Source organism: Paenibacillus sp. TSM33, from assembly GCF_056099025.1.
On sequence record NZ_JBLZXB010000010.1, the window covers coordinates 689,742 to 702,073 of the forward strand.

Below are 12,332 nucleotides of genomic sequence, written 5' to 3' on the forward strand. Positions count from 1 at the left end.
TCCTTTTTCCTTGATAACAGAGTATATGGAGGAGTAACATGCGTTTACGCGGAAGAAAAGGAATACGTGAAAGTCTGGAAGAACAGCAGGATCTGGTCATCTTGGAACCAGCACAGTATAAGGGGAAGTGGCAGCAGCTTTTTGGTAATGATCGTCCTATTCATGTGGAATTTGGTATGGGTAAAGGGCAATTTATAAGCCAAATGAGCTACCGAAATCCAGAGGTTAATTATATTGGCTTTGATATGTATGATGAGCTGGTTCGCCGTGCTACAGAAAAGTCCCGTCTGGCCTGGAGTGATTCAGAAGTTGTTACACCGCCTAATATCAAATTGGCACTGGCAAACATTGAACAGATCGAGAGTGTTTTTGAACCAGGAGAAGTAGAACGCATTTATCTGAATTTTAGCGATCCCTGGCCTAAAGCCAAGCATGCTCGCCGTCGTTTGACGCATCCGCGTTTTTTGGACAAGTATCGTCAACTTTTGAACAGCAAAGGACAAATTCATTTTAAGACGGACTCGGAGACATTGTTTGAGTTTTCTCTAAATTCATTCGCTGACAGCGGTCTGCAAATGACGAATATTTCGTTAAACCTTCATCGTGATGGAATCAATGAGGAGCATGTCATGACAGAATATGAACAAAAGTTCATGGGTAAAGGTATGAATATTCATCGTGTCGAGGTGCTGATTGGCAAAGACGCTTTGGAAGAGTACGAAAAAATACGCCTTGAAAAATACGGAAAATAAAAGCAGACAAAATAAATAAACTAAACAAGACAGGGTGCTTCCTTTTAGGAAAGCACCCTGTTCGGTTCCAGTATATCCAAAATACTCTGTGCGCTCTGAAGAGGATAATATCGCGCTACATTATGAATGTGCTCCTGTCGCTTGCGAACGATTTCTGGAAAATCGTATAGCAGCCGGTTCATCCATTTAACGACAACATCCAGCGAAGTAATCGGTTCTCCGAAGCCTTGAGCCGTAAAGTACTGACAATTTTCCTCCTCCTGTCCAGGGAGAGGTTTGTGAAACAGCATCGGAATCCCTTTGGCCAACCCCTCGGAACATGTCATTCCGCCGGGTTTGGTAATGAGCAGATTCGATACCTCCATTAATTTGTCGATTTCCCGTGTGAATCCGAAAATATGAATATTTGGATGATTAAACCGGGGATCTAGCTCCATTTTACGACGGATTTTATCATTATGCCCCAAACAAAAAATAAATTGAATATTTTCTCTCCAATCGGTAAGCGAACGATGTATGACTTCGTCGTTCATCAGGCCCCAGCCGCCGCCCATAACAAGTACTGTCGGAATGGGTTTAAGTCCAAATTGTTCTCTAATTTCATCGTGCCCTGGATGTTCCCAAAAATTAGGATGAACCGGAATGCCGGTCACCTGGATTTTTGATACGGGTACTCCGCGCGCGCGCAGCTTACGCATGACTTCAGGCGTAGATACAAAGTACCGGTCAACCTCAGGACTAATCCATGTTCCATGTGCATCGTAGTCTGTTATGACGGTACACAGCGGGACATGTAAGCCTAAGCGCTTCAAACGTGAAATAACCGCGCTTGGGATGGGGTGAGTACATACCACCAAATCGGGACGAAGCTGCCGGAGAATATTTCGGGTCTGTGTGTAAAACAGACGGTGCAAAGCGAGCGTTGTAAGACGGTTTAATGATTTTTTGTATTGATGACGGTAAACCAATCCGACTAGGCGAGGCTGCGATACAACAGTTTTCTTGTATGCTGTAATAATAAGCGGGGCCATTCTCGGATTCAGAAAGCTCCCCAGCTCCAGTACTCTTGTCTGCACATCCGGAGAAAGCTTCCGCAAGCTGCTTGAGAGCGCGTAGGCAGCTTGAGTATGTCCGGCACCGAAACCTTCCGATAATAATAACACTCGTTTTTTAGCCACTCTCATTTCACCTGTTCCTGCTGGGATGTTCTCAATCATACCATATCGGCTTTAAGGCCAGAATGCAACCGTTCCTATTGCTGCAGACGTTCCGATGACTGCTCCTGCAAGTACATCCGTGGGATAGTGAAGCCCCAGATAAATTCGAGAAAAACCTACAATTATCGCTATAGGCAACAGCAACAGTGCTAGCATGGGTGACTGCAGCATAAAAGGGACGGTAGCTGAAAAAATAGCGGTCGTATGCCCTGATGGAAAAGAATGATCCGACAAGGGATTGCGGAATGTATTCGTACCTGGTAGTGCCAAGTACGGGCGTATCCGCGGGTACAGCTTTTTAACGATAGCTACGGGGATGTGACTGACCGCAAGAGCGATAGCTCCTTTCATGCCGGAGTCTTTCCATGGATACGGAGCGAGCCACCAAATCAGAAGCGTAGAAGCTATTGTAAAGGTAGCCCCGCCTAAATGTGTGAGATAATATAGCCAAAAGTTCAAAAAACGGTTGTGTAAGCGCCCGTTGATCCATTTGAACAATCGCTGCTCCAGATTAACAAGTTTTACGACTAGACGTTGCATTTGGTTTCCTCCGGTTGCCGGTTCAGGTCTGTCGGCAAATATTTTGAATCAATTTGACAGAATCAGATCTTAAGTAATTATTCTCTTGCTCTCATCATATTTTTAAACGCTGTTCATTTCAAGAATCACCACTTATCTGGTTCAATTCTACACAAAAATGTTAATGGAATATAAGCTGTATTGTATAACTTTCTTTGCGTTCATCCGTCTAATAAGATAGAGTGATTAGAAGTGGTTGCTAATTGCCCACAAAAAGGAGGGACCAAAGAAATAAAAAGTTAGCAAATGGATGAAAATAAGACCTAAGCGTCATGAATGAGAGGTCCAGCGCCGCATTCTCGGTTCAAACGGGAATTTGTCGTGTTTTTTTGCTGCTGAGACCCGTTTAGGGGCTTTGACAAAAGATTGAAAACCAACGAAAATCGTAATGGCATTCCTGTGTCAGCCAAAAGGGGGCTGCGCAGAGCCAAAGAAGAAAGCAAGGGTCGGGTCAAAACTACAGAAAAGGCGCACAAAGCGCCGCAACTTGCGCTACACAGATAGAAAACAGACAAACGCAAGATTTTTAAAGGGGTATAAAAAGGGGGTAACAAGAGATCATGTTAGACGCTATTTTCGTGACGCTCCAGATTATACTGGCGGTGATCGCAGTCTATCAGTTTGCATTCTCCTTGTTCGGATTGGTTCGTAAGAAAAGGAAAGAGCAGGCGGCTCCAGAAAAATCATTTGCCATTCTAGTGGCTGCTCACAATGAAGAACAAGTTGTCGGAGCATTGATGGAAAATCTAAAGCAGCTTGACTATCCAAAGGAGCTGTACGACGTATTCGTAATCTGTGATAACTGCACAGATAAGACAGCGGACATTGTTCGTGCTCACGGCATGAATGCATGTGAACGTACGAATCCAAATTTACGCGGTAAAGGCTATGCTATTGAGTGGATGCTCAAGGAGCTATGGGCTATGCCGCGTCAATATGATGCCATTGTCATGTTTGATGCCGACAATTTGGCGCATACCAATTTCTTGAGCGAAATGAACAACGACTTGTGCTCAGGAGCCCGTGTTATCCAGGGATACATTGATACTAAGAATCCTGAGGACTCTTGGATCACAGCAGCATACGGGGTATCTTATTGGTACATCAACCGTTTGTGGCAGTTGTCACGTCACAACCTGAATATGGCTAATTTCCTTGGTGGTACAGGCATGTGCTTTGAAACAAATCTGCTCAAGGAAATGGGCTGGGGTGCAACAAGTCTGGTAGAGGATTTGGAATTCACCATGCGTTGTACACAACGCAACGTATATCCAAGATTTAATTACGATGCCAAGGTGTATGATGAGAAGCCGTTGACATTCAAAGCTTCTTCCAGACAGCGTCTGCGCTGGATGCAAGGTCACTTCACGGTTGCTCGTCGTTATTTCTTCCCGTTGTTGTGGCAGAGTATCAAAGATAGAAGCCTGATTAAATTCGATATGGCTCTTTATGGTCTGAACGTGTATATCGTACTGTTTACCTTCTTGATGACAGTAGCGATGTGGATAGATATTGTATTATTTGGTGGACCCAATATTGAAAATATCTACGTACAATTCCCTGCGTGGACCGGTTTTGTGGCTATAAGTCTGAATATTATCACCTTTTTGATCGCGATGATCTTGGAAAAGGTCACGTTCAAAAAAGTATATCTGTACTTGCTGCTGTTCCCAGTCTATCTGGTTTCGTGGTATCCGATTACGTTCTATGCGTTCTTTACACAGAACAACAAGCAATGGAGCCACACCCAGCATACACGTGTTGTTCGTCTGGAAGAGGTACAGAGCAAGCAAGGTTAATGCTCGTTGAAGTAAAACTATGTAACCTACAGAGGACGTGTACACCTAATTTTTATAAAAGTATTGACGCCTCTGTAGTAGCATGATATGATATTCAAGTATGTTAATTGAAAAGTATGGATTAACAAGCAGAAGGTCCGACTTCTCACCTGTCCGGTATTGCCGGCTGGTCATGATCCAATGATTTGTGAATTGAACTTTCATGATGAATTGAGTATCAGACAGGGATGTCGGCTGCATAGTCGTCATCCCTTTTTTGTGCTTAAACACAATACAACAATAACAGGTTCTGGAGGTGGAGGGTTATTAGTAAGGAACATATGATCAATGATGAGATTCGAGTGAGAGAAGTACGTCTAGTTGGTGCAAACGGGGAACAAATCGGGATTAAACCGACTCGTGAAGCTTTGCAAATGGCGATTGACGCAAACTTGGATCTCGTGAACGTGGCGCCTCAAGCGAAGCCGCCCGTGTGTCGGATTATGGATTACGGTAAATTCCGCTATGAGCAACAGAAGAAAGAAAAGGAAGCCCGTAAAAACCAGAAGATCGTTGACATCAAAGAGGTATGGTTCCGTTCCAACATCGAGGAACATGACTACCAAACCAAGTTTCGCAATGTGGTGAAGTTCCTGAATGAAGGGGACAAGGTGAAATGCTCTGTTCGTTTCCGTGGTCGCGAAATTACCCATGCTAATGTGGGGCAAAAAATTCTCGAACGTGTGAAAACGGAAGTTGCTGATCTTTGTACCGTGGAGCGCCAACCCAAGCTCGAAGGACGCAGCATGATTATGATATTGGCTCCAAAGAGTCAATGACAAATTAAGGAGGAAGTTCAATGCCAAAAATGAAAACACATAGCAGCCTTAAAGGCCGCTTCAAAATTACCGGTACTGGTAAAGTAATGCGTTACAAAGCTTACAAAAACCACTTGCTTTCCCACAAATCCAAACGTGCAAAACGCGTTCTGGGTACTAACCCTGAGATGGCACCTGGGGACGTTAGACGTCTGAAACAAGGTCTTGCTAACCTGAAATAGCATTAAGCACGGCAATAAATAAAGTATAAACATTATTTGGGAGGTCTTTTGATATGGCAAGAGTAAAGGGCGGATTCGTCGTTCGTCGTCGTCATAAAAAAGTATTGAAGCTTGCTAAAGGTTATTTTGGTTCCAAACACCGCATTTTTAAAACAGCTAACGAGCAGGTAATGAAATCGCTTGTTTACGCATACCGTGACCGTCGTCAGACGAAACGTAACTTCCGCAGACTGTGGATCGTGCGTATCAACGCAGCAGCTCGTTTGAACGGTTTGTCTTACAGCAAATTGATGCACGGTCTGAAATTGGCTGGTGTAGACATTAACCGTAAAATCTTGGCTGATCTTGCAGTTAATGATATTAATGCATTCAACTCTTTGGCAACTGTTGCTAAAGGCAAAATCAACGCTTAATTAAGGCGTGAAAACCGCGAAAGTGGTAACAAAGGTGTCCCGAGCAGTACGCTGTGTAGGGACGCCTTTTTTTGTGCATACTTAACACTAAAAAGAACTTCATTTTCTTCAAAATACGAATAAATATGACGTGTGATGGTAGAATGTATGGATTTATTGATTTTGTAACGCTTACATTTTTAGGATTATAAAAAAAATTGACCCAAGGTTATTAATTGTCTAGATTTTAGCCGATCATAATTGTATAATCTCTAAAGTAAGTCTTCTGTACGATCTGTCTCGTCAGTAAATGACATGAAAATGCAAGTACATTTTCTAAAGAAAAGAGACAGTCCAGGGATCTAACACTAAGGGGGAACAGTATCAGCATGAAGAAAATGTTTAGTATGTCTTTGGTTATGCTGCTGGCGATCTCGGTCATTCTCGCAGGCTGCGGTAACAAAAATCAAGGTGCGTCCAACGCAAATGGTGGAGAAGCAGGCGGTTCTGCCAAAGCATCGAATGTCCAACTTGGCATGGTTACAGATGTGGGCGGAGTAAACGACAAATCGTTTAACCAATCTGCTTGGGAGGCACTTCAAGCTATTGAGAAAGAATCAGGGGCTAAAGTTAAATACCTGCAAAGTAAATCCGACCAAGATTATATTCCTAACCTGAACCAATTCGTTAAGGGTGATTTTAACCTGACTTGGGGGATCGGTTTTAATTTGGCGAATGCAATTGGACAAGTAGCAAAAGACAATCCAAACAAAAATTTGGCCATCATTGACAGTGTTGTGGATGCGCCTAACGTAAAATCGGTTGTATTTGCTGAAAATGAAGGTTCCTTCCTGGTGGGGGTTGTAGCTGGTAAGCTTACCAAAACTAACAAAATTGGTTTTGTGGGTGGACAAGACAGCCCGTTGATCAAACGTTTTGAAAAAGGGTTCGAGGCAGGGGTTAAGGCTGTAAATCCAAATGCAAAACTGATTGTGAATTATACAGGTGCGTTTGATAAGCCGGATCTCGGTAAGGCTGCTGCTGCAACGATCTACAACGACGGCGCTGATATTATTTTCCATGCAGCTGGTGGATCAGGAACTGGCGTATTTAACGAAGCACTCGCACGTAAGCAGCAAGGTCAGCAAGTATGGGTTATCGGCGTAGATAAAGACCAATCACTTGAGTTTGGTGATGAAGTAACACTAACTTCGATGGTAAAACGCGTAGATGAAGCAGTAAAACGCGTATCCCAGGAAGTAATTGACGGTAAGTTTAAAGGCGGTGTCGAAACACTGGCTTTGAAGGATAACGGAATTGGTTTGGCAGATACATCTACGAAAAACGTTCCTAAAGACGTGCTTGATCTTGTAGAACAATACAAGCAAAAAATCATTAAAGGTGAAATTACAGTTCCTTCGAAATAAGTTAGATGAAGAACATAAAGGTGGCGACAAGGCTGGTTTATACGACTAGCCTTGTTCTTACGTCTGGAGTTATAAGATTATAACGGTCAATATCAGCTCATTGGAGCACATACTATAAAGTGTATAAGGGTGATCTCATGGATGCAGCGACCCCCGTCGTTGAGTTAAAGCAAATTACAAAACGATTCCCCGGCATCGTTGCCAACGACTCCATCAGCATCAAGCTGCATAAGGGAGAAATTCATGCCCTTTTGGGTGAGAATGGCGCGGGTAAATCTACGCTTATGAATATTCTTTTCGGACTGTATCAGCCGGATGAAGGGACCATTGAAATGGGAGGGAACCCCGTAGAGATTGATAGTCCAAATAAGGCGATTGATCTGGGGATCGGCATGGTACATCAGCATTTTAAGCTCGTACAGCCGTTTACCGTAACCGAAAATATTGTCCTTGGGTCGGAGCCACGTAAAGGTCTGAAAATCAATTATAAAAAGGCTGCCGCAGAAGTACAGCGGTTGTCTGAACAATACGGACTTCAGGTAAATCCGAATGCCAAAATTGAGGATATCTCTGTTGGTATGCAGCAGCGTGTGGAAATTATCAAAACACTCTATCGTGGTGCAGATATTCTAATTTTCGATGAGCCAACAGCGGTGCTGACACCACAGGAAATCTCTGAGTTGCTGGACATTATGAAGCGCTTAGTAGCTGAAGGAAAATCAATTATTCTTATCACTCATAAACTCAAAGAAATAATGCAAATTGCAGATACGGTTACGATCATTCGTCGAGGTAAAGTTATTGATACGGTCAAAACCTCTGAAACAACACCAAATGAGCTGGCGGAGAAAATGGTGGGCCGTCGTGTGTCCTTTAAAGTGGATAAGAAGCTTGCTCAACCAGGACAAACTGTACTGGAGATGAACAAAGTAATCTCTAAAAACAAGGATGGCATTCATGTACTGAATGAATTGAACCTGCAGGTCAAGGCCGGCGAGATTTTAGGGATTGCCGGAGTAGATGGCAATGGACAGAGTGAGCTGATTGAAGCTTTGACAGGATTGCGCAAAGTGGATAGCGGAAGTATCCGTTTGCTCGGAACAGAACTGGCAAATCAGCCACCACGCAAGATTTCAGAGGCAGGCGTATCACATATACCGGAGGACCGCCATAAGCATGGATTGGTGCTCGATTTTTCCATGAGTGAAAATATGGTGCTGGAGACGTATTATCAGGCGCCTTACACTAAAAACGGCTTCTTGAACAAAGACGCAATAGAAAAACAGGCAAAAAGTCTTATCGAGAAGTTCGATGTTAGAACACCAGATATTCATACCAAGGCAAGATCACTATCTGGTGGGAATCAGCAAAAGGCTATCATAGCGCGTGAAATTGATAAAAATCCAGACCTTCTCATTGCGGCGCAGCCTACGCGTGGGCTGGATGTCGGAGCTATTGAATTTGTGCAGAAACAATTGATTGCCCAGCGGGATCAAGGTAAAGCGGTACTGCTTATTTCTTTTGAGCTGGACGAGATTATGAATGTATCCGATCGAATAGCTGTTATCTATGAGGGCAAGATTGTCGGGGAAGTGCTGCCTGAAGAAACGAATGACCAGGAACTGGGACTGATGATGGCAGGAAGTGCAGTGAAGAAAGGAGTAGAGAATGGTTAACCTATTGAAAATATTCACAAAAGACTCCTTTGTTCTGGCTCTGGTCTCTATTATTTTAGGCCTCCTTCTGGGTGCTATCGTGATGTTGATTGGCGGGTATGATCCTATTGTGGCTTATTCCGCTTTGTTTAGTCGCGTGTACGGAGATTCCTACAACTTTGGCGAAGCGATCCGTGAGATGACTCCTTTGATTTTAACGGGCTTGGCATTTGCTTTTGCGGCCCGTGCCGGATTGTTTAACATCGGTGGTGAAGGTCAGTTTTTGGTCGGCATGACAGCTGCTTCGATAGTAGGTATCAAACTCCATGGGCTGCCTGCTATCATTCATGCACCGCTGGCTGTGATCGCAGGAGCCGTTTTCGGAGGCTTATGGGCAGCGATTGCTGGCTATTTGAAGGCCAAGCGAGGCGTGAACGAAGTTATTACCTGTATTATGATGAACTGGATCGGTCTGTATTTGGCTAATTTGGTGATTAATCAGTTCGCACTTATGGAAGGCGAAAATCGCTCTGTGGATATCCAACCTTCCGCTTCCATTTCCATCGAATGGCTGTCCCAGATGATGGGGAATGCTCGGGTTCATTGGGGCACCGTTATTGCTGTGCTGGCAGCAGTGTTTTTCTATATTTTCATGTGGAAAACAAAGCAGGGCTATGAGCTTCGGGCTGTCGGATTTAATCAGGATGCATCCCGTTATGCAGGCATGAACGTAAATCGTAATATCATAAAAGCGATGTTTATTAGTGGTGTTTTTGCCGGATTAGCTGGTGCTTTTGAAGTGCTGGGGGTTTTCCATTATCAATCTGTCATGGCAGGATCACCAGGAACCGGTTTTGACGGTATCGCTGTGTCTTTGATCGGGATGAATAATCCGTTCGGTGTACTACTCGGTTCTGTGTTGTTCGGAACACTTACGTATGGTTCTGCGGGGATGAGCTTTAGCGCGGATGTACCGCCAGAAATTATCCGGGTAGTTATTGGCTCGATTATTTTCTTCATTGCGGCCCAAGGTATTGTGCGTTGGGTTGTAAAGCCGCTCTACTCCAAGCGGAAGAAAGAGAAGGTGTTGTAAAATGAGTTGGTTAACACTTGGTGAATTAATCCATACAACGCTCGTTTTTGCGACGGCGATTATTTTTGCGTCTCTTGGCGGAGTTTTTTCGGAAAAATCCGGTGTAACGAATCTGGGATTGGAAGGACTTATGGTATTTGGGGCGTTTGCAGCAGGTGTTGGCGGATTTTATGCCGAGCAAGCGGGGCTAGGAGGCACCTCTGCGGCCTGGGTAGGTGTGCTGTCAGCTGCAGTGTTCGGTATTTTGGTTTCACTGATTCATGCTGTAGCCTCTATTACGTTTAAAGCTGATCAGGTAATCAGCGGGATTGTCATTAACTTCTTGGCAGCAGGTAGCACATTGTATATGGTTAAGCTGTTATTTGAGGGTGACGGTGACACAGGTCGAATTCAAGGCTTTAACGAGATATCCATCCCTTATCTTGTGGATATTCCGATTGCAGGAAAAGCATTCTTTCAAGCCTATCCAACGACATATCTAGCTATTCTATTAGTTATAATTGGCTACTTTACTTTGTATAAAACACCGTTTGGCTTACGTTTGCGTTCAGTAGGGGAGCATCCAGGTGCTGCTGATACTGTGGGGATCAAAGTCAATCGCCTTCGTTATATCGGTGTTATGATTAGTGGTGCGTTGGCTGGGATTGGTGGGGCTACAATCACTTTGACTACAACCAATATGTTCTCACATAATACGGTTTCGGGGCAGGGCTATATTGCTATTGCAGCTATGATTTTCGGTAAATGGAATCCGCTCGGTGCTTTTGGCGCAGCAGTGTTTTTCGGTTTTTCACAAGCAATTCGCAACTATGTGCAGCTGTTCGCATGGTCGCAAAGTATTCCCCAGGAAATTATTTTTATGTTGCCGTATCTTCTGACGATTATTGTGCTGGTAGCGGCAGTTGGACGTTCACGCGCTCCGGCCGCTTTGGGTCAACTGTATGATCCAAGCAAGCGTTAATAATCCATAGACAGCTGAATGTTTTAAATATACACATTAATGTATATGAAAATCTGGTATCTGCATGTGCAGGTACCAGATTTTTTTACATTGTGCAGGCATTTAAACATACGCTTCTGGCATGAATGGAATAGACTGTGCTATGCAGATTGGACGGACGCTCGGCCCCTGTCAGCTCCAGTCTATTTTGTGGTGGTGGTGAGCTATCAAGGAGCCGTTCAATCTGTCCATCCGTTGAGAAAGAGGAGGAAATACGATGAAACAGGCAGTAACCAGAAAGCAGGTGGAGAAGCTTGTTGGCAAAGTCATCTTCGCTACACGTAAGGATGGCTCCCGGGTCAGCGGCAAGCTGATTCGCATTTCGGGTAACCGACTGATTCTCCAACCAAACCGTAAGAAAAAAGTAAATACGAAGGCGATTATTCCTCTGGTGCTTTTTGATTTGCTTGCCATTGGCACAGCTCCATACGTTGGTGCCTACGGTGGCTATGGTCCAGGTTATGGAGGACCAGGATATGGTCCACAGTATGGACCAAATACAGACGGGGGCTACCCCGGGGTAGGCTATCCGTTTTACCCCAACTTTTTTTAGTTTTACAAAATCATAAACCCGAAAGCCATACTTTTCACAATGACTTTTCGAGTTCGTGACATCGGCTTAGAGCCACGTATCGTAGCATGTGGTATTGATGACGTAGATAAAAATGGATCCCTCGCACATTGTCTTCGTCCACCATCACTTTAGCGCGCTTGCAACGTCGCAATCGACCATATTGCTCAGCATACTCCAGCAACTTTTTTCCGTATCTTTTACCTTGATGAGCCGAAGAGATTGCGATCAAATCAATGTATAATAGTTCTCCATGCAGCATAACATGAATGAAGCCAACAACCTGTGCATTATCCGGTCTGCAAGCTACAAAAGTGATGCCCCGGTTTAAGCGCCGGGGTAATTCTTTGCGTATTTGATCCATTTCCTGAGCACTTAAATGCGATAGAGGGACAAGCTCTTGCTCGATTAGACGAAAGATCATATTGTCATCTTGGGCGCAACGTTTGCGAATCATAAACGGGCCTCCTTTTTTACCCTTTTAACAAGACATGTCATGGCTTTGGAGGAGTACAAATTCTCACTGTGCGGTTTTTTTTATAATATGCGGGTACCTCTTACAAGCGTGCGACTTAGAGGGGCTTAAACAGAGAAACATAAATTTTTATGAAATCTGGGTATTGACTATCCCAGATGGGGGACATATAATGTGTCTAAACATTTGAAAGAATGACATGAACACAACGGCAATGAAGAGGACGAAGTGATTAGGGCTCTTTTGTTCAGAGAGTGAGGCATTAGCTGCAAGCTTCACCAAAATCCCTTTTTAACGAGCTCACCTTGGAGCTGTTTTCCTGAAAAGTATCTG

General features: G+C 44.0%; 14 protein-coding genes. 11 read left to right on the top strand and 3 right to left on the bottom strand.

The features are described from left to right. Positions 1-38: 38 nt before the first annotated feature. Positions 39-752, top strand: a complete 714-nt coding sequence (trmB, locus tag ACN6NF_RS07070; RefSeq protein ID WP_474316432.1) for a tRNA (guanosine(46)-N7)-methyltransferase TrmB — start codon at positions 39-41, stop codon at positions 750-752. Positions 753-796: 44 nt separating this feature from the next. Here the strand turns inward: trmB and ACN6NF_RS07075 are convergent, their stop codons facing one another. Both ACN6NF_RS07075 and ACN6NF_RS07080 read right to left on the bottom strand, forming a co-directional pair. Further along, positions 797-1,930 (bottom strand): MGDG synthase family glycosyltransferase, encoded by a 1,134-nt coding sequence (locus ACN6NF_RS07075; protein ID WP_474317529.1) that lies wholly within the window; start codon positions 1,928-1,930, stop codon positions 797-799. 51 nt (positions 1,931-1,981) lie between these two features. Continuing rightward, positions 1,982-2,509, bottom strand: coding sequence for a phosphatase PAP2 family protein (locus tag ACN6NF_RS07080; protein WP_474316433.1), 528 nt, complete (start codon positions 2,507-2,509; stop codon positions 1,982-1,984). A 405-nt stretch (positions 2,510-2,914) separates the two neighbouring features. Between ACN6NF_RS07080 and ACN6NF_RS07085 the strand changes: the two genes are divergently transcribed. The 10 genes from ACN6NF_RS07085 (at position 2,915) to ACN6NF_RS07130 (ending at position 11,506) form a co-directional block, all read left to right on the top strand. Beyond that, positions 2,915-3,052 carry a hypothetical protein gene (locus tag ACN6NF_RS07085; protein ID WP_013370070.1) on the top strand — a complete coding sequence of 46 codons (138 nt, stop codon included), beginning with the start codon at positions 2,915-2,917 and terminating at the stop codon, positions 3,050-3,052. Positions 3,053-3,108: 56 nt separating this feature from the next. Next, positions 3,109-4,347, top strand: coding sequence for a glycosyltransferase family 2 protein (locus ACN6NF_RS07090; RefSeq protein WP_474316436.1), 1,239 nt, complete (start codon positions 3,109-3,111; stop codon positions 4,345-4,347). 320 nt (positions 4,348-4,667) lie between these two features. Continuing rightward, positions 4,668-5,165 (top strand): translation initiation factor IF-3, encoded by a 498-nt coding sequence (gene infC / locus ACN6NF_RS07095; protein ID WP_007429515.1) that lies wholly within the window; start codon positions 4,668-4,670, stop codon positions 5,163-5,165. A gap of 20 nt (positions 5,166-5,185) precedes the next feature. Beyond that, positions 5,186-5,386 (top strand): 50S ribosomal protein L35, encoded by a 201-nt coding sequence (rpmI, locus tag ACN6NF_RS07100; protein WP_042205713.1) that lies wholly within the window; start codon positions 5,186-5,188, stop codon positions 5,384-5,386. A 53-nt stretch (positions 5,387-5,439) separates the two neighbouring features. After that, positions 5,440-5,799: a 50S ribosomal protein L20 gene (rplT, locus tag ACN6NF_RS07105; protein WP_007429517.1), complete on the top strand. Its 360-nt coding sequence runs from the start codon at positions 5,440-5,442 to the stop codon at positions 5,797-5,799. A gap of 368 nt (positions 5,800-6,167) precedes the next feature. After that, positions 6,168-7,205: a BMP family lipoprotein gene (locus tag ACN6NF_RS07110; RefSeq protein WP_474316439.1), complete on the top strand. Its 1,038-nt coding sequence runs from the start codon at positions 6,168-6,170 to the stop codon at positions 7,203-7,205. A 137-nt stretch (positions 7,206-7,342) separates the two neighbouring features. Continuing rightward, entirely contained in the window at positions 7,343-8,881 is a 1,539-nt protein-coding gene (locus tag ACN6NF_RS07115; protein ID WP_474316441.1) for an ABC transporter ATP-binding protein, read from the top strand. Further along, positions 8,874-9,953 carry an ABC transporter permease gene (locus ACN6NF_RS07120; protein ID WP_474316443.1) on the top strand — a complete coding sequence of 360 codons (1,080 nt, stop codon included), beginning with the start codon at positions 8,874-8,876 and terminating at the stop codon, positions 9,951-9,953. The genes ACN6NF_RS07115 and ACN6NF_RS07120 overlap by 8 nt, the downstream gene beginning before the upstream one ends. Position 9,954: 1 nt before the next feature. Continuing rightward, positions 9,955-10,914 carry an ABC transporter permease gene (locus ACN6NF_RS07125; RefSeq protein ID WP_010349245.1) on the top strand — a complete coding sequence of 320 codons (960 nt, stop codon included), beginning with the start codon at positions 9,955-9,957 and terminating at the stop codon, positions 10,912-10,914. Between the two features lie 256 nt (positions 10,915-11,170). Further along, positions 11,171-11,506 (top strand): hypothetical protein, encoded by a 336-nt coding sequence (locus ACN6NF_RS07130; protein ID WP_474316446.1) that lies wholly within the window; start codon positions 11,171-11,173, stop codon positions 11,504-11,506. Between the two features lie 34 nt (positions 11,507-11,540). Here the strand turns inward: ACN6NF_RS07130 and ACN6NF_RS07135 are convergent, their stop codons facing one another. Continuing rightward, the gene (locus ACN6NF_RS07135) at positions 11,541-11,981 is read right to left on the bottom strand and encodes a GNAT family N-acetyltransferase (RefSeq protein ID WP_013370078.1); all 441 of its coding nucleotides are present in this window, start codon (positions 11,979-11,981) and stop codon (positions 11,541-11,543) included. Between the last annotated feature and the right edge of the window lie 351 nt (positions 11,982-12,332).